The 24,509-nt window shown below is 41.9% G+C and carries 9 protein-coding genes, 1 rRNA gene and 1 pseudogene; 7 read left to right on the top strand and 4 right to left on the bottom strand.

Going from position 1 to position 24,509, the window contains the following annotated elements; translation table 11 throughout:
- The first annotated feature begins 137 nt into the window (after positions 1-137).
- Both rrf and IHV77_RS03830 read left to right on the top strand, forming a co-directional pair.
- Positions 138-253, top strand: a 5S ribosomal RNA gene (rrf, locus tag IHV77_RS03835).
- Between the two features lie 434 nt (positions 254-687).
- Complete coding sequence (locus tag IHV77_RS03830; protein ID WP_194812818.1) at positions 688-2,526, top strand: ATP-binding protein; 1,839 nt, start codon at positions 688-690, stop codon at positions 2,524-2,526.
- A 189-nt stretch (positions 2,527-2,715) separates the two neighbouring features.
- On the opposite strand, the gene IHV77_RS03825 is transcribed toward IHV77_RS03830, so the two are convergent.
- The 4 genes and pseudogenes from IHV77_RS03825 to IHV77_RS03810 all read right to left on the bottom strand — a co-directional run bounded on the left by IHV77_RS03825 (position 2,716) and on the right by IHV77_RS03810 (position 5,812).
- Entirely contained in the window at positions 2,716-3,105 is a 390-nt protein-coding gene (locus tag IHV77_RS03825; RefSeq protein WP_194813213.1) for a hypothetical protein, read from the bottom strand.
- A gap of 62 nt (positions 3,106-3,167) precedes the next feature.
- Complete coding sequence (locus IHV77_RS03820; RefSeq protein WP_194812817.1) at positions 3,168-4,001, bottom strand: PTS system mannose/fructose/sorbose family transporter subunit IID; 834 nt, start codon at positions 3,999-4,001, stop codon at positions 3,168-3,170.
- Between the two features lie 10 nt (positions 4,002-4,011).
- Positions 4,012-4,806, bottom strand: coding sequence for a PTS mannose/fructose/sorbose transporter subunit IIC (locus IHV77_RS03815; protein ID WP_194812816.1), 795 nt, complete (start codon positions 4,804-4,806; stop codon positions 4,012-4,014).
- Between the two features lie 11 nt (positions 4,807-4,817).
- Positions 4,818-5,812, bottom strand: a pseudogene (locus IHV77_RS03810) (mannose/fructose/sorbose PTS transporter subunit IIA).
- Between the two features lie 229 nt (positions 5,813-6,041).
- On the opposite strand from IHV77_RS03810, the gene IHV77_RS03805 reads away from it, so the two are divergent.
- The 5 genes from IHV77_RS03805 to IHV77_RS03790 all read left to right on the top strand — a co-directional run bounded on the left by IHV77_RS03805 (position 6,042) and on the right by IHV77_RS03790 (position 24,507).
- The gene (locus IHV77_RS03805; RefSeq protein WP_194812815.1) at positions 6,042-7,895 is read left to right on the top strand and encodes a tRNA(Met) cytidine acetyltransferase TmcA; all 1,854 of its coding nucleotides are present in this window, start codon (positions 6,042-6,044) and stop codon (positions 7,893-7,895) included.
- A complete protein-coding gene (locus IHV77_RS03800) occupies positions 7,892-8,068 on the top strand; it encodes a DUF5363 family protein (protein WP_194812814.1) in 177 nt (58 codons plus the stop codon). The genes IHV77_RS03805 and IHV77_RS03800 overlap by 4 nt, the downstream gene beginning before the upstream one ends.
- A gap of 228 nt (positions 8,069-8,296) precedes the next feature.
- A complete protein-coding gene (gene mfd, locus IHV77_RS03795; RefSeq protein WP_194812813.1) occupies positions 8,297-11,746 on the top strand; it encodes a transcription-repair coupling factor in 3,450 nt (1,149 codons plus the stop codon).
- Positions 11,747-11,965: 219 nt separating this feature from the next.
- On the top strand, positions 11,966-12,091 hold the full coding sequence (locus IHV77_RS11940; RefSeq protein ID WP_269902544.1) for a hypothetical protein: 126 nt from the start codon (positions 11,966-11,968) through the stop codon (positions 12,089-12,091).
- Positions 12,092-12,309: 218 nt separating this feature from the next.
- Positions 12,310-24,507, top strand: coding sequence for a YadA-like family protein (locus tag IHV77_RS03790; protein ID WP_194812812.1), 12,198 nt, complete (start codon positions 12,310-12,312; stop codon positions 24,505-24,507).
- The last annotated feature ends 2 nt before the right edge of the window (positions 24,508-24,509 follow it).

Here is a 24,509-nt window from a genome sequence, read left to right as displayed (position 1 = left end):
GAGCGTTCAGGAAAGATTTTTCAGCTTGTGGACAATTTAATAAAACGGATGAAGTCAAATAAGACGGAAGACGAAGAAAAGGAAATGAAGAACGGATAGGTAGAGAAGAGAGAGAATTAAGGTTATCGAAGAATTATCCCGGCGGCGATAGTGCGGTGGTCCCACCTGACCCCATACCGAACTCAGAAGTGAAATGCCGTAATGCCGATGGTAGTGTGGGGTCTCCCCATGTGAGAGTAGGGCACCGCCGGGTTCAAATAAAACAGCAAGCCCCTTGGACTGATAAAGTTCGAGGGGTTTTTGTTTCTGGGCTCATTGCTTACTTAGATTCACTTACTTTTTACCCCTTCTTTTACTTACCGAGAGTGAAAATGCGCGTTGAATACTCCCCCCTGATGTCTCTGCCCTATTTAGTTTTAATCAATCTCTTTCTAACTTTTCACAGCACATACACATACAAAAGTGCGGTCACAAAATCTTTAGATTTTAAACGTTAGCTCCGCCAACGATGCCGTAAGGCATAACAATCGCTTTGAGCAATTGTGTATAATTTTTTGTGCTTTTTTACTGTTGCTTCGCTAATGCCTGCTAAGACATTTTATTGAATTTCACAGTAGAATTATCGTCCTCATCAACGTATTTTCAATGTTAGAATAACGCTATGATTTTATTCCCATCTATACACTTATGAAGAACCTCAAATATTTTACTCAACGCTATGTTGACTGGGTCATTAAACTCGGGCGGATTCGTTTTTCTTTACTCGGATTGTTTATTCTTGCTGTTTTTGCCCTTAGTGCTCAAATTTTATTGAGTTTATTTATTACAAATAGAATTGACTGGATAGATTTACTTCGCTCAATTATCTTTGGGCTTTTTACCGCACCTTTCGCTATTTATTTCTTTACGGTTTTAGTTGAGCAGCTTGAACGCTCAAGATTGGATCTATCTAAGACCGTTTTCCGTTTGAAAAATGAAGTTTCCGATAGAATTCAGGCAGAAAAAGAACTTTCTATCGCACTTGATAAATTGGAAAAAAATAGCCGTGATAAAAGTACACTGCTTGCTACCATTAGTCATGAACTGCGCACGCCGCTGAATGGAATTATAGGATTAAGTCGGATTTTATTGGATGATCAACTTTCGGTTCAACAACGTAATTATTTGAAAACTATCAATGTAAGTGCGGTCAGTTTAGGCTATATTTTTAGCGACATTATTGATTTGGATAAACTTGATGCCAAACGATTGGAGTTAAATTTACAGCCAACGGACATTAACACTTTGCTTGATGATATCCGAAACTTTGCAATGCTTATGGCTGAACCTAAAAAACTGGCTTTCTCTTTAAATATTACAACGCCTTTACCTGATTTATTATATTTGGATCGTACTCGGTTGAGTCAAATTCTTTGGAATCTCATTAGTAATGCGGTTAAATTTACCGAACAAGGGAAAATTACGCTTTTAGTCGATTTTAATGATAGAAAGGAAGAACTGCATTTTTCCTTAAGCGATACCGGAAACGGAATTGCACATGGTGAACTGAACAATATTTTTAAAATGTATTATCAGGTTAAAGAAAATAGTAATCGATCTGCCGGTAGCGGTATTGGTTTGGCTATATCAAAAAGTCTTGCGAAATTAATGAATGGGGATTTAAGGGTAGAAAGTCAAATTGGGAAAGGATCGACTTTTCATTTGAATATCCTCGCCAAAAAAGCTGTATCAATGATAAAAAATGAGTCAATTAATTCGCTGAATTTATCAGTTCTATTAGTTGAAGATATTGAATTAAATATTATTGTGGCAAAAAGTGTTTTAGAAAAATTAGGGCATAACGTTGATGTGGCAATGAACGGGCAAGAAGCAATTCGACTATTTGAACGTAATGTTTATGATATCGTATTGCTCGATATTAAGCTGCCTGATATGTCGGGCTTTGATATTGCCGAACATCTACGTCAAAAATATGAAGACGGCGTCTATGATTTTCTCCCTCCTCTTATCGCATTCACGGCTAACGTTATGCAAAGCGAAAAAGAATATCTGACGAAAGGAATGGATGGGGTACTTCGTAAGCCTTTAGTGATTGAAGAATTAAATCAATGTTTAAATCATTTTTTTGCAACGGGTGATATGAAAAACTTTATTAATAGAGAATATGAATCCAAGTTTTCTCATCAATCCCTTGATTTTTCATTAATTAATTTATTAGGTGATGATCAGATTAAGACGAATATTGAACTATTTAATCGGATAATGCCAACTTATATGGCAGAGCTTCATGAGGCTTATAAGCAATATATCAGCGATGATTCTTTATCCTTATCTGTTGCGGATATTGCACATAAAATTAAAGGTGCGGCAGGTTCGGTCGGACTGGTTCGTGTACAAAAATTAGCTGAAAAAATTCAACACAATGAGGAAGAAAATTGGTCTATGAATGTCGCGCAGTGGATTGAACAGCTCACTCAATCTTGGCAAGAAAACGTGAAAGAGTTGGAAGATTATCTAAAACATTAAGGAAATCGACCGCACTTGATGAAAAAGTGCGGTCGATTTTTTAGATATAGTGAGCGTTATGTAGCAGTTGCACAAATTATCGTAGGGGGCGGTTAGGCGAAGCCGAACGCACCGCACCGAATAGTAAGATCTAATAATGAATGACATGGCGTGTTACGCAAAGCTCAACAGCTCCTCCCTAAATAAAATTTAATCCATGATATTTTCATCGGTAAGTTGTTCTTCGGAAAATTCTCTAAGCTGTTTTATTTCATATTTTGCTTTATCGGAAAGTACTTTATTATCTTTCAACATTTGTTCGGAACGAGCCAAAATAAAACGTAAATAATCAACATTTTGAGTTTGTTCAAATAATCGTTTCGCTTGATACATATCGGCAAAATCTTTATTGGCTTGACTGAGCAACATTTTTTGTCCGAATAAAACGATTAATGCCAAAGCCAAGCTGATAACCGTACCGTATCCGTTTGTCGGATAATAAAGCAAGCCGCCAATCACAAATAAGCCGGAGACTAAACGGGAGCTGTTTTTAATATAAGTTTCACTTGGTGGGGGGTTAATTAATTCTGTTAATTTCATCATAATCTATCCTAAAAAATAAGGGCGCTATCGTACGCCCTTACCCCTAATTTTAACAAGTATTACGCAAGAATACCCGCCCAGTAACCTAAAATACCTACGCCGAATAAACCGAAGATAATCACCATTGCATTGACTTTTTTACGTAGTAAATACATACAGAAGAAGGTTAACAATAGTGCGAGCAAGCCGGGAAGCAGATCATTCAATACACCTTGTAGGGTAACGATGACTTCTTCGCCCACTTGGTTTTTATAGCGAGTGAGTTCTAACGGCACGTTGATTGTCGTCCATTTTGACACCAGCGAGCCCATGACAAAGAGACCGAGAATTGAGGCTCCTTGAGTAATTTTTTGCAAACGTCCCCCGCTCATATCGGAGACGATTTCAGTACCTTTTTCATAACCGTATTTGAATCCGTACCAACGGGTTAATGCACGAATCACGTTGATTAAGATAAAAAACAACAACGGACCTAAAAGGTTACCTGTTAATGCAATACCTGCACCAAGAGCGGCTAAAACCGGACGTAATGTCCCCCAGAAAATAGGGTCACCCACGCCGGCAAGCGGCCCCATAAGACCGACTTTTACGCCGCTGATTGCGGCATCGTCAACATCTTTTGCGCCGTTTGCACGCTCTTGTTCCATTGCGGCGGTTACCCCCATAATGGCAGAACCAACCCAAGGTTGCGTATTAAAAAATTCAAGATGACGTTTTAATGCCGCCGCTTGATCTTCTTTTTGGCTATATAGGCGTTTAATGGTCGGGATCATAGAAACACAAAATCCCATTGATTGCATACGTTCAAAGTTGAATGAACCCAAAAGGAACGTTGAACGGAAGTAAGTGCTTAAAATATCTCTCTTTGTGAGAGTAACTTTTTGTTCAGACATAATGGGCTCCTTATAAACCTTCTAATTCGTTATCTGCTAATTTTCTTTTACTTGCTACGGGCATTGTCGCTTGGTTAAAGCGTGGATTTAATTGAATGTAAAGCATTGCCAAACAAGTACCTAAAATCCCCAAGCCCACCAAATTGTAATTAGTGAAAGAGGCAATCACGAAACCAAGGAAGAAGAACGGCATTAAAGCACCGGCGCGCATCATATTGATCACCATGGCATAACCGACAACTACAATAAAACCGCCGGCAACTTGTAAACCACGTGTAATCACTTCAGGAATCGCATTTAATGCGCTGGTTACCGTATCCGTACCGGCAACTAAACCCACTGCTAGTGCAGGAATAGCAACACGCAATGCCTGCAAAGAAAGACCGGTAAAGTGGCAAAATTCAATGCCGCGGAAATTCGCTTGTTCGGCAAACTTATCCGCTTTGTGCTGTAGGAAGATCGTTAAAGTCCGCACAAAAATCGTGAGAACTTGACCGGCTGCCGCAACAGGTACGGCGATTGCAATAGCGGTTCCTACCGATTGTCCGCCTTTGATAACCAAAATAGCGGAAATCACACTTGCAAGTGCCGCATCCGGTGCCATTGCCGCACCCACGTTCATCCAACCGAGCGCGATCATCTCTAACGTCCCACCGAGAATAATACCGGTTTCAATGTCGCCTAATACCAAACCGATCATCGTACAAGCGAAAAGCGGACGGTGGGTTTGGCGTTCATCTAACACACTCCCCATACCGCAAATTGCTGCAACCAGGACGACTAAAATGAGTTCCATTGTTGACATAAAAGGTTCTCCTAAAATTTAATTGAATCTAATTTTTCACGGGTAAGCCCAACCGGCTTGTTTGCCGCTACTTTTTGAAGTGAGAGTTTCACTCCCATATCGAGCAATTTTTTGAATGCCTCCACATTGGACGGATTCACCGTAACGGCATCGGAAAGTTGTTTATTGCCTTCCTTATGCGTCATTCCTCCCACATTGATGGAATCAATGCGTAATCCGCCTTCTATTAAGCGCACGGCATCTTCAGGTTTGGTCACTAACATTAAAATATTGCGGCTGGCATATTTGGGATTGTTATATACCTTAATGGCTTTATCCACTGAAATGACATAAGCCTTTAGGTGTGGTGGGGCGATTTGGAGCAATAATTCTTTACGAAGTTCATCATTTGCTACCTCATCGCTAATGGCGAAAATGGCTTCACATTTTACTGCTTTCGCCCAAGAGGTTGCGACTTGCCCATGAATTAAACGATCATCAATTCGTAATAAGTTCACACTCATACGACCATTCGGATCATATTGTGTGAGATCCTCTTCATTCTGTTGCGTTTCTTCTGCGGTTTCAGTTTCCGCTTCTTCCGGTTGCGCAAAAGATGCGATTTCGTCCGGTTTACGATAGCTTTTCACTGCCATCACTCCCACTTCTTTGGCGATAGCCGCCAATTCTTCGGTGGATTTTGCCTCATCCTTGGCATCCAGTACTTCTAACAGCATAGGTAAATTTACACCGGTGACAATATCGTCTTGCGGACGTTTCGCCGCCACACGTGCCGCCGCATTGTATGGGCTACCGCCGAATAAATCGACTAAAAATAACACGCCATCTGAGGGGGGGGGGAACATTCCGCGATAATCGCTTCATACTTCTCCACCAACGTGTCTTGTCCTTCTCCCGGAACAAATGTGACGCCGTGGAGTCCTTCCACTTCGCCAAACACCATTTCAGAAGAATTTACCAGCTCTGCGGCAAGCTTGCCGTGAGCGGCAACGATTACTTGAATCATTGGGTACTCCTAAAGTTTAAAAAAGTGGCGCAAGCATAATGTAAACGTTTGCCTAAGGCAATATTGAGGAGTGCAAACTCATGAGCCAGATCAAATTTTTTTTACATAAAAATGAAAAATTTATGTCATAAAGTCGGAGTGTTTGAAAGGAAAAAGGCGATCATAAAAAGCCTTTTTTTACCTATTGCATTTCCGCTACAATGCACTGAAATCATAACAAGGATTCATTATGCAAAGCCGACAATGCCAAGTGCTTATTTCTGATACATTACCTAAAAACTTACCACCGCAAGTCCTGATTGTCGGGGAAGAAGGCGTACCTTTTTCTAAAGTGATGAATTTGCCGGGTAGAGAATTTGAACACATTGTATTTGACGGGCGAAACGGCATACATTTAGAGGCCCTTGCCATTGCAGCCGGCACGTTGAAAATGGGGGGAACGTTTTGTCTTTTATTATCTGATTGGGAAAATTTAGAACAATGCCCGGATCAGGATAGCCTTCGTTGGAATGGTATGGAGACAGCGATTTGTACACCGAATTTTATTCATCATTTTAAACAATGTCTCGAGGCTTATCATTTTCCTGTTTTGACGCGACAAAGTGCGGTCGATTTTCCACAAGTTTTTCATCCGTTGGAAACCAATAAACAAGCAACCCAAGCACAGCGGCAAATTATCGAACGAATCTTGCAACGACAGTCTGATCTTTATTTCCTGACGGCAAAGCGGGGAAGAGGAAAATCGGCTTTGCTTGGACTCCTGATGAATCAAATTGAAACCCCGATTTACCTCACTGCCCCGAATAAAAGTGCGGTCAATATTTTGTGTAATTTTGCCGAACGGCAGTTTGAATTTCTTGCACCGGATGAATTGAATGCACGTTTACAACAAGATTCGACATTCAGCGAAAATGCGTGGCTTTTAGTGGATGAAGCAGCGATGATCCCTTTGCCCCTGTTACAGCGGTTCGCGCAACATTTTAAGCATATCGTTTTCAGCACTACCATTCACAGTTATGAAGGTACAGGTCGGGGTTTTGCCTTGAAATTTAAGCAAAAAATCGACCGCACTTTTCAGCATATTGAATTACAACAGCCTTTGCGTTGGCAAGAAAACGATCCGCTGGAGAATTTTATTGAAGATCTTTTGCTGCTTAACGTAGAAGATAAATTTAAGCCAATCAACTATAACGCACAGATGGCTATTCGGATTAATGAAATCGCCCAGTCACAATTCATCCCTTCCATTAAAACGTTTTACGGTTTAATGACACTAGCACATTATCGCACCTCGCCTATTGATTTACGCCGCTTGTTCGATGCAAAAGGGCAGCGTTTTTATTTTGCCGAATCACAGCCGTATCTTCTTGGTGCGATTTGGGCATTAGAAGAGGGGAGAACGGCGGATGAAAAACTCATTGAACAAATTCAACAGGGAAAACGCCGTCCAAAAGGAAACCTCGTACCGCAAGCCCTTTGTTTCCACGCCAATCTTCCACAAGCCTGTCGATTATCTTCTTTACGTATTTCACGTATTGCCGTTCAGCCGAATTGGCAACAACGGGGAATCGGGCAAAATTTGATTAAGGCTTGCACTGCTGCGGAGGTGGATTTTCTTTCCGTGAGTTTTGGCTATACGGAAGAACTTGCGTGTTTTTGGCAAAAATGCGGTTTTGTTTTGGTGCATCTGGGGGAACATCAAGAAGCAAGCAGCGGTTGTTATTCAGCCATTGCTTTGCGAGGTATTTCTGAACAAGGGCTGGAATTGGTGCAGATCGCCCATCAACAATTTCAGCGAAATATCGGTCTCTCTTCTCATCCTTTGGCAACAAAAATAACGACTGAAGATATAGATTGGTTATTGAGGGAGGAGGATTGGCAAAGCCTAAAAAACTTTGCCGATTTCCACCGCACTTTGTTTTCAACCATACCGGCAATTCGCCGTTTATTGAAAAATAAAGGGGAAGAAAATTTTCCGCATATTTTGGCGTATTTAACAAAAAAACAGTTTCCCTATGATAAGAAAAAAAGCGTAGAATGCTTTCGTTTAGAAATTAAACGATATTTAAAGGAACTTTTATGACGACAACAGAAAAAAACGAAAAACCAAAAGGCTGGTTTAAACGTGCTTTAGAAAAATACGACAATTTCTTAAAAACCTATGATCTTGACTCACCAAGCTGTTGCGGTGTGCCGAAAATGCGTGAAGATGAGAACGGAAACTTACATAAAGAAGATTCTCTCTTTAAAAAGTAACCTGTTTTTTTATACAGACATCAGCTTGAATCCCCTTTTTTAATCCAGTAAACTATGCGTTAATTTTTCTGGTATTATGCATCACTTGCACAAAAGGCTGTTTTTAATTCAAATGTAGGGTGCGTTAGGCTTGCCGTAACGCACCCTACCCCAAGAAATATCAGAGATAAAATTTTCTTTGTTAAATTGATACATAATACCGAATTTTTCCAACGGATTGACGCATTAATGAACACCACTTTTTTCCAACTCGATATTCCCACCGAATCCAACGATCACAAAATTCTAGGCAATGTATTACAGGGCGCAGATGCCCTTGCCATAAGCGAAATTGCCGAGCAAAACCAAGGTTTAACCGTTGTTGTGACGCCTGATACCCGAAGTGCGGTGCGTTTATCGCGTGTTTTATCGGAATTAAGCAAACAAGATGTTCGCGTATTTCCCGATTGGGAAACCTTGCCTTACGATACTTTCTCACCGCATCAGGAAATCATTTCTTCACGTTTGAGCGCACTTTTTCACTTACAAAATACTAAAAAAGGCATTTTTCTTTTACCGATTGCCACATTAATGCAACGCCTTTGTCCGCCGCAGTATTTGCAACATAACGTACTGTTAATCAAAAAAGGCGATCGTTTGGTGATCGATAAAATGCGTTTACAGTTGGAAGCAGCCGGTTATCGTTCGGTTGAACAGGTGTTGGAACACGGCGAATATGCGGTGCGAGGTTCATTGCTGGATCTGTTTCCGATGGGAAGTGCGGTGCCTTTTCGGTTAGATTTTTTTGATGATGAAATCGATTCCATTCGTACCTTTGATGTAGATACCCAGCGCAGCCTTGATGAAATTCAATCTATTAATCTTTTACCGGCGCACGAATTTCCGACAGATGATAAAGGCATCGAATTTTTTCGCACGCAGTTTCGAGAAACCTTTGGTGAAATACGCCGAGATCCGGAACACATTTATCAACAAATCAGCAAAGGGACATTGATTTCCGGTATTGAATATTGGCAGCCGCTTTTCTTTGCGGAAATGGCAACATTGTTTGATTACCTACCAAAGCAAAGTTTATTTGTGGATATGCAAGGCAATCAAGCGCAGGCTGAGCGTTTTTTCCAAGATGCGAAACAGCGCTATGAACAACGCAAAGTTGATCCGATGCGCCCTTTGCTGCCACCGGAAAAACTTTGGTTAAATATTGATGAAGTGAATCACCGCTTAAAAACTTACCCGAGAATTACGCTTCAGGAAGAAAAAGTGCGCTCATCCGTACGCCGGAAAAATTTACCGGTTTCCCCATTGCCTGAATTGACTATTCAATCGCAACAAAAAGAACCGCTTGGGCAACTTCGTCAATTTATAGAACATTTCACAGGCAATATCTTGTTTTCGGTAGAAACGGAAGGGCGGCGCGAAACTCTGTTGGATTTACTTCAACCGCTCAAACTTAAACCAAGACAAACTCAATCTCTTGAACAGGCGGCGCAAGAAAAATTCAGCTTATTGGTGGGTTCTCTTGAGCAAGGTTTTATTATTGAACAAACGCCACCATTGGCAATTATCGGTGAAACAGATTTATTGGGTGAGCGTGTACAACAACGCCAACGTGATAAACGCAAAACCATCAACCCCGATACCTTGGTGCGTAATTTGGCAGAATTAAAAATCGGGCAACCCGTTGTTCATCTTGATCACGGGGTGGGGCGTTACGGTGGTTTGGTGACATTGGATACCGGTGGCATTAAAGCGGAATATTTATTGCTGAATTATGCCAACGAATCCAAACTTTATGTGCCGGTAACCTCGTTGCATTTAATTAGTCGTTACGTAGGCGGTTCGGATGAAAGTGCGCCGTTGCATAAATTAGGCAATGAAGCTTGGGTGAAATCCCGCCAAAAAGCGGCGGAAAAAATTCGTGATGTTGCCGCCGAATTACTTGATGTCTATGCGCAGCGGGAAGCAAAAAAAGGTTTTGCGTTTAAATATGATCGTGAAGAATTTCAACAATTCGCCGCCACATTCCCCTTTGAAGAAACGCACGATCAGGAAATGGCAATTAATGCGGTGATTTCGGATATGTGCCTGCCGAAAGCGATGGATCGTTTGGTTTGTGGTGATGTGGGCTTTGGGAAAACCGAGGTGGCAATGCGTGCGGCATTTTTAGCCGTAATGAATCATAAACAAGTAGCAGTCCTGGTGCCGACCACGTTATTGGCGCAGCAACATTTTGAAAACTTTAAAGATCGCTTTGCCAATTTACCGGTGAATGTGGAAGTGTTATCCCGTTTTAAAACGGCAAAAGAGCAAAAACAAATTTTACAAAATCTTGCCGATGGTAAGGTGGATATTTTAATTGGCACGCATAAACTTCTCCAATCTGATGTGAGATTTAGTGATCTCGGTTTGTTAATTATTGATGAAGAGCATCGCTTTGGTGTTGGGCAAAAAGAGAAAATTAAACAGCTTAGAGCCAATATTGATATCCTTACTCTCACGGCAACACCGATTCCACGAACGCTCAATATGGCGATGAACGGTATTCGGGATCTTTCCATTATTTCCACCCCGCCTGCACGCCGTTTAAGCATTAAAACTTTCGTTCGTCAGAAAGATGATCTTGTGGTGCGAGAGGCGATTCTGCGTGAGATTTTGCGCGGGGGGCAAGTGTATTATTTACACAATGATGTGGCGAGTATTGAAAATACGGCAGAAAAATTGACCGCACTTGTACCTGAAGCCCGTGTAATTGTTGGGCACGGGCAAATGCGGGAACGTGAGTTAGAACGTGTAATGAGTGATTTTTATCACCAACGTTATAACGTATTGGTATGCTCAACCATTATCGAAACCGGTATTGATGTTCCGACAGCGAATACCATTATTATTGAACGCGCGGATCACTTTGGGGTGGCACAATTACACCAATTGCGTGGGCGTGTCGGACGTTCACATCATCAAGCCTATGCGTATTTGCTTACACCACCGCCAAAAATGATGACGAAAGATGCAAAACGCCGCTTGGACGCGTTGGAAAATCTGGATAATCTTGGGGCAGGTTTTATTCTTGCCACGCATGATTTGGAAATTCGTGGTGCGGGCGAATTACTTGGCAATGAACAAAGCGGGCAAATCGAAAGTATCGGTTTCTCACTTTATATGGAATTGCTGGATGCTGCGGTGAAGGCGCTAAAAGAGGGGCGGGAACCCTCTTTGGAAGAATTAACACAGCAGCAGGCGGAAATTGAATTGCGCATACCTGCATTATTACCTGATGAGTATCTCGGCGATGTCAATATGCGTTTGTCTTTCTATAAACGCATTGCCGCTGCGAAAAGTAAACAAACGTTAGATGAGCTAAAAGTTGAACTCATCGATCGTTTCGGCTTGCTACCTGAGGCTGCAAAAAACTTACTCCAAATTGCAGAACTTCGTTTATTGGTCGAACCTTTTAAAGTGTTGCGTATTGATGCCGGCACACAGGGCGGCTTTATCGAATTTTCCCCAACGGCAAAAGTTGATCCTGAGAAATTTATTCAACTTATACAAAAAGAGCCGATTACCTACCGTTTTGACGGCCCGTTGAAATTCAAGTTTATGAAGGATCTAACAGAGAATAAAGTGCGGTTGGAATTTGTTGTAGAATTGGTGCGCTTTTTGGTTGGGCAGGAGCTGTGAGTAATATTGCGGATAAAATTAACAAATATCTATGGTATAGCTATATTGTACTGTTTGTTAAATTTTTATTTACATTTTACTTACAAAAAAGTGCTATTTTTAAACGAAAAATATTGTAGAATATGCGACCATTTTTATGGCTAACAGCTTTATAAGCTAAAATGTAAATTAACCCCCTTATTTTAAGGTATAACGAAAATTTTTCTTTTCTTTTATAGTATGAAACATATACTGATAAGCACAGCACAGCACAGCACAGCACAGCACAGCACAGCACAGCACAGCACAGCACAGCACAGCACAGCACAGCACAGCACAGCACAGCACAGCACAGCACAGCGTTAACCTGGCTTTTATCTGATTTGCAAAACCCAAGTCTGAGTATTTTTTATTTATAAAAATACTCAGACTTGGGTTTTCTTGTTTTTTATTAAGCCCAAGTTATTGAAATTTATCCTATTTTTTCTTTATACGAATATTTCTTGAAATTTGGCAATGCTGTACAAATAACGAAGGAATAAGCATTGTATTAAGAAATAAAACACAATTGAGGTTTATCTTTAATGAATAAAATATTTAAAGTCGTGTTTAATCACGCTTTAGGCGTTTGGGTTGCGGTATCCGAACTGGCTAAGGGTTATGTGAAGTCTAGCCGCAATTCGGTTAATGACAATACGGGCGATACTAAGCTAAACGTATTTTCTAAAGAAAGCGGTTATTTCAAACTGTCTATGCTTTCTTTAGCGCTGTTCGTTACGGCGGGGCTTATTGCAGAGCCTGCTAATGCTGTTGCAAATTTGGCTGGTAATACCGCGGATTCAGGACACACCGGAACCATTGTGATTGGTGCTTACGGAGAGTATAAAAAGGAAGGAGCTTCAACTTATGGTAACAGGGCTGATACATATCAGCAGAATCCTAGCAGCGGTCCACAGTATGGTAGTATTGCGATTGGGGGCTATGCAGCGGTTAGCGGTGTTAAAAAAGCGATTGCATACGGGCATAGCGCGAAAGTAACGGGGGGACCGGAAGGCGGGATTGCATTAGGTGCGAATTCTCAAGTATCTGCTGCGGCTTCTACTGAGGCTAGCACTAAATCTCTCACCATTAATGGGACTACCTATACTTATGCTGGACAACCAACATCGTCAACAGCACAACTTTCTATTGGTAACGGTAACTTAAAACGTCAAATTACGAATGTGGCTGCCGGACGCGTGAGCGAAAGTTCCACCGATGCTATTAATGGTTCGCAACTTTATGCCGTAGTAAAAGCCATCAATGGGTTAAATGCCACTTCAGGCGGTTTATCAAACTTTATTGTCGGCGCGGACAAAAATCACAATGCGACAGGGATTAATGTTACCAAAGATGCTAATCGTTTTGATGTGATCAGTGCGGATGAAAAGTATCTCACTACCAAAGTTAACGGCACGAGTGTTGAAATTGATCTCAACGCTTCTGCTAAAAATGCCATTAATCAAGTGGCGAATAATACGCAAAATATCACCAAGAATGCGCAGAATATTTCAAATAACGCACAAAACATCACCAAAAATGTGCAGAATATTTCAAATAACACACAAAATATCACTAAAAATGCGCAAGATATTGCCAAAGGTTTCGGCTTAAAAGCAGCGGATGGGCAAAATGTTACGCATAAGTTAGGTAATCCTATTGAAGTAGTGGGTGGCAATTCAAATATCAATACCACGGTTGACGGCGGTAAGGTAAAAATTAATTTAAATAACACCCTTGATTTATCTAAAACAGGCAGCGTTAAAACCGGTGATACGACATTAAATAATACAGGTTTAACCATCTCTGGCGGACCAAGTGTAACCAAAAACGGCATTAATGCGGGTAATCAAAAAATTACCAATGTTTCAAACGGTACAAACCCGAATGACGCAGTTAATTTCTCACAATTAAATGCCACCAATAATAATGTCACCAACTTAAATAACTCGGTAAATAACATTAATGCCACGGTGAATAAAGGTTGGAATATTAATACTAGCAAATCCGGCACGGGTAATGTTAGCGGTAATAAACAGCACAATATCAAAATGGGCGATACCGTTACCATTGATGCGGGCGATAACATTAATATCACTCAAGCATCAGGTCAAATCAGTATTGCGACCTCTAAAACCCCGAATTTCACTTCTGTTGATACCGGAAGTTTAACCGTTCGTCCTAATGGTAATGTAAATTTTGGTGGTAATGTCTTACAAAATGTTGGTAAACCAACAAATAATACTGATGCGGCAAATAAAAAATATGTAGATGACGGGCGTACTATTGTTACTTCAAAAGATAAAAGTGTAACGATTAATGTTTCCGGTACTGATCAAAAAACTTATGATTTATCCGTTAATGTAACGAGTACTACACCTGATTTTAAATATAAAGGTGATAACAATACCTCTGGTTCAAATAAATTAAGTGAAGCGATTACTTTCCAAGGTTCTGATCACGTTAAAACGACCGCTTCAAACGGAACGGTTACATTTGATCTAACTGATACTGCAAAAACACAGTTAAAGAAAGAAGAAAGTGTAAATTCAACTTCTTCTAATGTGATTGTGACAGAAAATGGTAAAAATAGTACCGGCGGTAAAAATTATTCCGTAAGCTTGAATAACACATTAGATTTAACAGATGCAGGTAGCGTTAAAGCCGGTAATACCTTGTTAAATAATACGGGATTAACCATTTCGGGCGGACCGAGTGTAACCCAAGGCGGAATTAATGCCGGTAGTAAAAAAATCACCAATGTTTCAAATGGTACGGATCCAAATGATGCGGTGAATTTCTCACAATTAAATGCTACCAATAATAACGTTACCAATTTAAATAATACGGTAAATAACGTTAATGCAACCGTAAATAAAGGTTGGAATATCAGTACCACAGCAAGTGCGGGCGGTAATGTTTCCGGCAATAAAAACCATAACGTCAAAATGGGCGATACTGTCACTATTGATGCGGGTAAAAATATCAATATTACTCAAAGCAATGGCAAAATCAGTATTGCCACCTCAGATACACCGAATTTTACCGGTGTTAGCACGCAAAACTTAACCGTTCGTCCGAATGGTAACATTGACTTTGGCAATAATGTATTGCACAACGTGGCAGCACCAACAGCGGACACGGGCGCTGCAAATAAAAAATATGTAGATGACGGACGTACAACAGTAAATTCCACCGATAAAAGCGTTAACGTAACGGCAAACAGTGCAAATCCGAAAAATTATGATTTGTCTGTGAATATGTCGAAAGTGGCGAATGATGTCACCTTGAAATATAGCGCGGACAGTGGCAATGGTACTAACAAATTAGCCGAAGAAGTGAAATTCAAAGGTTCGGATTACGTTAAAACTACGGCAAAAAACGGTGAAGTGGCGTTTGATCTCAGTGATAATGCGAAGAACAAAATCAATAACGCAATACAGAACTTCACGGTAGGTGCGGATAAAGCGAACACGGCTGCAGGATTAAATATCACTAACGGCGGACGTTTTGATATTGTCGGTGCTGAAAATAACTATATTGAAACTGCGGTAAGCGGCAACAACATCACCGTAGGGTTAAATTCAACGGCGGTTGACTCAATCAAAAAAGCACAGAAAGGCTTCGGTTTAAAAGCGCAAGACGGTGCGAATGTGACTCATCAGTTAGGTGAGGCGATTGAAGTGGTTGGTGGCAACAGCAATATCAATACCACGATTGCAGACGGTAAAGTCAAAGTTAATCTGAATAATACTTTAGATTTAACCAAAGACGGTAAGATCACTATCGGCAACAGCACGTTAAATGATAACGGTTTAACCATTACCAATGGTCCGAGTGTAACTAAAGAAGGCATTAACGCCGGTAATAAAAATATCACTAACGTTGCGAATGGTACGAATGCGACTGACGCAGTTAATTTATCTCAATTAAATGCCTCGAAAACCGAAGTTAAACAAGGTAAAAATGTTGTTGTAAGCAATGAAACGGCGGCTGATGGTCACACTATTTATACGGTTAATGCGAATGCCTCTTCTGTAAGCAAAGGTTCTGACAACGTTACCGTTACCGGCGAATACAACGCAACAACCGGTATAACAGATTACAAAGTTGATCTTTCTGAACAAGCTAAAAAAGATCTTGCAAAAGAAGAAAGCGTTAGTACGGATAGTTCCAATTTAAATGTGACTGTCAATGCAACCCAAAATGCTAAGGGTGGAAAAGACTATATCGTTCGCTTAAACAACACGTTAAATCTGACCAAAGACGGTAGCGTAACTATTGGCGATACCAAGTTAGACAATAGCGGTTTAACGATCAACGGCGGACCGAGTGTAACTAAAGAGGGCATTAACGCCGGTAATAAAAATATCACTAACGTTGCGAATGGTACGAATGCGACTGACGCAGTTAATTTATCTCAATTAAATGCCTCAACGGCGGCAGCGAAAACCGAAGTTAAACAAGGCAACAATGTTATTGTAAATAGCACGAAGGATGCTGACGGACATACGATTTATACCGTTCACGCTAATACCTCAAGTGTGAGTAATGGCTCAGATAAAGTTACTGTAACCGGTAATTACAACGCCACAACCGGTATTACGGATTACAGCGTTGATCTATCAAAAGCAGCGAAAGATCAACTTGCCAAAGAAGAAAGCGTTAGCACGGATAGTGCCAACTTAAACGTGAGTGTCAATGCAACGAAAAACACAACCGGTGGAAATGATTACATTGTTCGCTTAAACAACACGTTAAATCTGACCGAAAACGGTAGCGTAACTATTGGCGATACTAAGTTAGACAATAACGGTTTAACGATCAACGGCGGACCAAATGTCACTAAAGACGGTATTAATGCAGGCGATAAGAAAATCACTAATGTAACCAATGGTACGCTAAGTGCGGACAGCAAAGATGCGGTGAATGGAAGCCAGTTATACGCAACCAATCAGAATATCACCAACGTAACCAATGAGGTTGCGAAAGGTTGGAACATCACGACCAGCGGTAATGCCGTAAACAGCACAGTTCACAATGTGAAAATGGGTGAAACGGTAACTATTGATGCCGGTAGTAACATTAATATTACCCAGAACAATGGCAATATCAGTATTTCGACTTCAGATACGCCGACTTTCTCCAATATTACGGTGAAAGATGGCAAAGACGGTCAAAACGGTGCATCAGTTGTGATCAACGGTAAAGACGGTTCAATCGGCTTAACCGGACCGAAAGGCGCAGACGGTGCAAATGGCACATCTGCCACGATTAAAGTCGTGAATGGCACGAAAGGGCTAGACGGCAATGACGGCGTAAATGGCGAAAGCAAAACCCGTATTGAATACGTTAAACCGGACGGCACAAAAGAGGAAATTGCAACCTTAAAAGACGGCTTGAAGTTTAAAGGTGATAACGCTCAAGTTATTAACCGCACTTTAAATAGCCAATTAGATATTGTCGGTGGTGCGAAGGAAGCAAATCTAACCGCGAACAATATCGGTGTCGTTGGACACGCTAACGGCACAATGGAAGTGAAGTTAAACAAAGACTTGAACTTAACTGATAAAGGTAGCATTAGCATTGGTAACACAACCTTAAATAATGACGGTTTAACCATTAACGGCGGGCCGAATATTACACAAGGCGGTATTGATGCGGGTAATAAGAAAATTACCAATGTTGCCGACGGCAATGTCACCAAAGATAGCAAAGATGCGGTAAACGGCGGACAATTATATTCTGTGATTGCGGAAACGGGCTTTAATCTTGCGAGCAAAGTGGTAGAAAATACTACCGGTGCGGTTAGTGAAGCTACTGGGTTAGATGCAGCAGGTAAACGCATTCTGACTAATGAAACCTTTAATTTAGATGCAGGCAATAACATCGTTATCAAACAAATTAAAGACGGTTATGAAGTTGCTACTGCAGAAAATGTGACCTTCACCAATATTACGGTCGGAAAAGACGGTAAAGACGGCACGATCGGCGTGAACGGTAAAGACGGCACAGGCGTCGTGTTAAATGGTAAAGACGGTGTAATCGGCATCAATGGTAAAGACGGTGTGTCAGCCAATATTACCGTTGCTAACGGTACAGGTACGCTAGATGCGGATGATAAAGGCGGTAAAGGTATCACCCGTATCGTTTACAACACCACTAATGCAGATGGTTCGACAACCACTCGTGAAGTGGCGACCAAAGATGACGGTCTCGTATTTAAAGGCGATAACGGCGATGCCATTAAGAAAAAATTAGGCGAAACCTTAAACATCACCGGTGGAGTAACGGAAGAAAACAAATTAACGGATAATAATATCGGCGTGGTTAATAAAGACGGCAATTTAACCGTTAAATTGAATAAAGATCTGAACTTAACTGATAACGGTAGCGTAACGATTGGCGGTACGACCTTAAATAAAGAAGGTTTAACCATTAACGACGGACCGAGCATTCATAAAGATGGTATCAATGCGGGTGATAAGAAAATCACTAATGTAACCAATGGTACGCTAAGTGCGGACAGCAAAGATGCGGTAAACGGAAGCCAGTTATACGCAACCAACCAAAATGTCACTAATGTCACTAACGAAGTGGGTAAAGGCTGGAACATTACCACGAGCAAATCAGGTTCGGGCAATGTGGCAAACAGTACCCTTCACAATGTGAAAATGGGCGAAACGGTAACCCTTGATGCGGGTAATAATATTAATATCACGCAAACCAACGGTACGATCAGCATTTCAACCTCAGATACGCCGACATTCTCCAATATTACGGTGAAAGATGGTAAAGACGGTAAAGATGGTGCGTCAGTTGTCATCAATGGTAAAGACGGCTCAATCGGCTTAACCGGACCGAAAGGTGCAAATGGCAAAAACGGTGCTTCTGCGAATATTAGCGTAGCGGAAGGTCAAACGACAGTTAATCCGAAAGACAACGGTCAAAATATCACCCGCATTGTGTATAACACCACAGATGCAAGCGGTAATACGGTAACGCGTGAAGTGGCGACGATGGACGACGGCTTGAAGTTCAAAGGTGATAACGACACCATAATTAACCGCACTTTAGGCAGCCAGTTAAACATCACAGGTGGCGTAACGGATACGGCAAACTTAACGGATAACAATATCGGCGTAGTGGGTAATGCTAATGGCGATTTAGTCTTGAAGTTAAATAAAAATCTGAATCTCACCAAAGACGGCAGTCTAGCGATTGGTAACAGCACCTTAAATGACGGTGGTTTAACTATCAACGGTGGACCAAGCATTAAGACTGATGGTATCAATGCCGGTGATAAGAAAATTACCAATGTAGCTGCAGGTGATATCAATAAAGACAGCAAAGACGCAGTAAATGGCGGACAGCTCTACTCCGTGATTGCTAACACTGGTTTCAACCTTGCGAGCAAACAGGTTGCAGGAACCAATGGCGCAAGCAGTGAAGCGGAAAACTTAGCTGAAGGTGATAAACGCATTGTTACCAACGAAACCTTTAATTTAGATGCCGGCAATAACATCGTCATTAAACAAATCAAAGACGGTTATGAAGTCGCCACCGCAGAAAATGTGACCTTCACCAATATTACGGTCGGAAAAGACGGAAAAGACGGTACGATCGGAGTGAATGGCGCAAACGGAACAGGCGTTGTATTAAACGGTAAAGACGGCTCTATCGGCATTAAGGGTAAAGACGGCGCGTCAGCCAATATTACGGTGGCTAACGGTACCGGTACTCTTGATGAAAACGGTAAAGGCGGCGATGGTATTACGCGTATTGTTTACAACACCACTAACTCAGACGGCAGCGTAACAACTCGTGAAGTAGCGACCAAAGATGACGGCTTGGTATTCAAAGGTGATAACGGTGAAGCCATTAAGAAAAAATTAGGCGAAACCTTAAATATCACCGGTGGCGTAACGGAAGCGGATAAGTTAACGGACAACAATATCGGCGTGGTTAACAAAGACGGCAATTTAACCGTTAAGTTAAGCAAAGATTTGAATTTAACCGATAAAGGCAGCATTACGATTGGCGATGCCAACTTAAGCAATGGCGGTTTAACCATTAACGGCGGACCGAGCATTAACAAAGACGGTATCAATGCGGGTGATAAGAAAATCACCAATGTCGCAGATGGTAATGTCTCTAATGGTAGCAAGGAAGCGATTAATGGCGGTCAGTTATACGCGGCGATCACTAATAGCGGCTTTAGTTTAACCACGAAAGCGGTTGCGAACAGTAATGGTGAAGCAAGTGCGGAAGCTAACTTGAGTGCTGACGACAAACGTATTGCTAATAACGAAACCTTTACCTTAGATGCGGGTAATAACCTTGTTATCAAACAAATTGCAAACGGTTACCAAATTGCGACTTCAAGCAATATGACTATCGGTAAAGACGGCAAAGATGGTGTTGACGGTCGAATCGGTGTGAACGGTAAAGACGGTGCATCGGTAGTCATCAACGGTAAAGACGGTTCAATCGGCTTAACCGGACCGAAAGGTGAAAACGGAAAAGACGGTGCGTCAGCCAATATCACCGTTGCGAACGGTACAGGTACGCTAGATGAAACCGGAAAAGGTGGTGAAGGCATAACCCGTATTGTTTACAACACGACTAATGCGGACGGTACGACAACCACACGTGAAATTGCAACCAAAGATGACGGCTTGGTATTCAAAGGTGATAACGGTGAAGCCATTAAGAAAAAATTAGGCGAAACCTTAAATATCACCGGTGGCGTAACAGACGACAGCAAATTAACGGATAACAATATCGGCGTGGTTAACAAAAACGGCAATTTAACCGTTAAATTGAACAAAGATCTGAACTTAACCGATAAAGGTAGCGTCACGATTGGCGATGTTAACTTAAGCAATGGCGGTTTAAGCATCAATGGCGGACCGAGCATTAGTAAAGACGGCATCAATGCGGGTGATAAGAAAATCACTAATGTAACTAACGGTACATTAAGCGCAGATAGTAAAGAAGCGGTGAATGGTAGCCAGTTATACGCAACCAACCAAAACGTCACTAATATCACTAACGAAGTAGGCAAAGGTTGGAACATTACCACGAGCAAATCAGGTTCGGGCAATGTGGCAAACAGTACTCTTCACAATGTGAAAATGGGCGATACGGTAACTCTTGATGCGGGTAATAATATCAACATCACGCAAACTAACGGCACGATCAGTATCTCCACTTCCGATACGCCGAACTTTGCAAACGTAACCGTAGGTAAAGACGGTAAAGATGGCGTTGACGGCACGATCGGCGTAAACGGTAAAGACGGAGCGTCAGTGGTCATCAACGGTAAAGACGGTTCAATCGGCTTAACCGGACCGAAAGGTGCAGACGGCAAAGCCGGTGCATCAGCGAATATCACGGTGAAAGACGGTTCCGGTACGTTGGATGAGGCTAACAAAGGTGGTGACGGTATTACCCGCCTTGTTTACAACACCACTAATGCGGACGGTTCGACAACCACACGTGAAATTGCAACCAAAGATGACGGTCTTGTATTCAAAGGTGATAACGGTGAAGCCATTAAGAAAAAATTAGGCGAAACCTTAAATATTACCGGTGGCGTAACAGACGACAGCAAATTAACGGATAACAATATCGGCGTGGTTAACAAAGACGGCAATTTAACCGTTAAGTTAAGCAAAGATTTGAACTTAACCGATAAAGGTAGCGTTACGATTGGTAATGTGAGCATTAGTAGCGGCGGTATCGATTTAGGTAATACCACCATTACGAATTTGAGCGGTAACTTAGATAAAGTGAATAACACCACTACTTCTAATCCTGATCAAAATGGTAATAAATATGAAAATATTACCAATAATGCGGCAACCGTTGGTGACGTGTTGAATGCAGGTTGGAACTTGCAGGCAAATGGTAAGGCCGTTGATTTTGTGACTCACGGGAATACGGTGAACTTCAACAATGGCACAGGTGTTGCGGTGAATGCGGTTTATAACGCAACGACCGGTGCGACAAATATCACCTTTAACACAACCAACAGCTACGTCGATGAAAACGGTGCGTTAACCAATACACCAAGCAATAAAGTGAGATTCATTGGTGCGAATAATTCTGCTCCGGTGTTAATTACCAATGTTGATAGCGGTGTGTTGCCTCAAGGGACTTCATTGCCGGCGAATGTTACCTTCAATGAATACTTGAATAACTTGACAGGTCCGGCATTAAATAATGTGGTGAATGCGGGAGATTTGAAAAATGCAACCCAAAACATCACAAAAGATACGCTAAGTGCGGTCGGATTTAACCTTAAATCTGCGGTAGTTGCCGGTTCTAATGGTGCAGCGTCCGAACAAGACGGCTTAACTGAGGCGGATAAACGCTTAACCAACAATGAAACCTTCAATTTGAATGCGGGCAATAACATTGTGATCAAACAGATTGCGAACGGTTATGAAGTGGCGACAAGCAACAATATTACGGTTGGTGCTGCAGGCAAAAACGGTAAGGATGGCATTGACGGTACAATCGGTGTGAACGGCAAAGACGGTTCGGCAGTCGTTATCAATGGCAAGGACGGTTCAATCGGCTTGAATGGTAAAGACGGTGCAAACGGTTTAACCATTAAAGGCGGACAAGGTCCTGCCGGTGTAAACGGTAAAGACGGTGAAACCACAACGCGTATCCAATATGTTGTCAACGGTACAACCGAAAATGTTGCAAACCTCAATGACGGCTTGAAATTCAAAGGCGATAACGATCAAGTTATTAACCGTACTTTAAATAGCCAGTTGAATATTGTCGGCGGTGCGCAAGAAGCGAATTTAACGGCGAACAATATCGGCGTTATCGGACACGCTAACGGCACAATGGAAGTGAAGTTAAATAAAGACTTGAACTTAACCAAAGACGGTAGCGTCACCCTCGGTAATACGACGTTGAAAGACGGCAACTTCACAATGGGTAACGTGACGATGAACAATGACGGCTTAACCATTAAAGATGGCCCGTCAATCACCAATAAAGGCATTGATGGAGGGAATAAAACCATTACCAATATCGCCAATGGTACTAACGCAACGGATGCGGTTAATTTACAACAATTAAATGCTTCAATGGCGGCGGCGAAAACCGAACTTGTTGAAGGTAAAAATGTGAATATCACCTCTTCTGTCGGTGCCGATAAACAAACGATTTATACGGTCAATGCAGAGAAATCCGTTGTTACCGGCTCTAATGCGGTTAATGTAGCCACAACCGTTGATAAAGCGAACTTTACCACTTCTTACAATATCGATCTTTCTGAGGAGATGAAAAAACAAATCGCGAAAGAAGAATCGGTTACGGCAGGAGATAGCAACATTAAAGTTGTGGCTAACGGAACGAATGCGTCCGGCGGTAAAAACTTTGACGTAAGTTTGAACAAAGACTTAAACTTAAGCAAAGACGGTAGCGTAACTATTGGCGGTACAAGCCTGAAAGACGGCAATGTCACGATTGGTAATACCACATTGAATAATGACGGACTGACGATTAAGAACGGACCGTCTATTACAAGTGAAGGGATTAATGCCGGTAATAAGAAAGTCACCAACGTGGCTGACGGTGATATTAGCCCGAATAGTAAAGAGGCGATCAACGGTGGTCAGCTCTATACGTCCATTGCCAATAGCGGCTTTAACCTTGCAACCAATGGCGAAGTTGCAGGCACGGATAAACGTATCAATAACAATGAAACCTTTACCTTGAATCAAGGCAAAAATATCATTGTGAAACAAATTGATAACGGTTACGAAGTGTCAACTACCAACAACTTTGTTATCGGCGAAAAAGGCGAGCCGGGTAAAGATGGGGTTGACGGTACGATTGGTGTCAACGGTAAAGACGGCTCCTCTGTCGTGATTAACGGTAAAGACGGTTCAATCGGCTTAACCGGACCAAAAGGGGCTGATGGTAAGAATGCCTCCGCAACAGTTCGCGTTATTGACGGTCAAAAAGGCTTAGACGGTAATGATGGAAAAGACGGTGAAAGCAAAACCCGTATTGAGTACACGAAGCAGGATGGCAGCAAAGAACAGGTTGCAACCTTAAATGACGGTTTAGAGTTTATGGGCGATTCCGGTACGGTCTCTAAACAAAAACTCAACTCGCGTGTGAATGTTGTCGGCGGTCAGGCTGATGAATCTAAACTTTCTTCGGCGGCGAATATTGGTGTCGTTTCTGATGGTAAGGGTAAACTAACCGTGAAATTGGCGAAAGATATTGATCTTGGTAAAGACGGTAGCGTGGCTATCGGTAATACCACCGTCAATAATAACGGAGTAGTGATTAAGGGTTCCGATCCTAAAGGTAGGGATACCGTCAGTGTTACCGATAAAGGCATCAGCGCGGGCAATAAAGTGATTAGCAATGTTGCACCGGGTGTGAAACCGACCGATGCGGTTAACAAAGGGCAGCTCGACCAAGTACGTGGAGATATCCATAATGTCAATAATCGTGTTGATAACTTAGATAAACGTGTACGCGGTATCGGTGCGAACGCCGCAGCGGCTTCTTCTTTACCGCAGGTTTATATGCCGGGTAAATCGATGGTTGCGGCGGCCGCCGGCGGATATAGCGGCGCATCCGCTATCGCAGTCGGTTACTCAAGATCCAGCGATAATGGTAAGGTTATTCTGAAATTAACCGGTACGGCTAACTCTGCAGGACATTACTCCGGTGGTGTGGGCGTAGGTTATCAGTGGTAATC

It is taken from the genome of Rodentibacter haemolyticus (genome assembly GCF_015356115.1).
Lineage (GTDB): Bacteria > Pseudomonadota > Gammaproteobacteria > Enterobacterales > Pasteurellaceae > Rodentibacter > Rodentibacter haemolyticus.
This window is presented reverse-complemented; position numbering and strand designations above follow the sequence as displayed.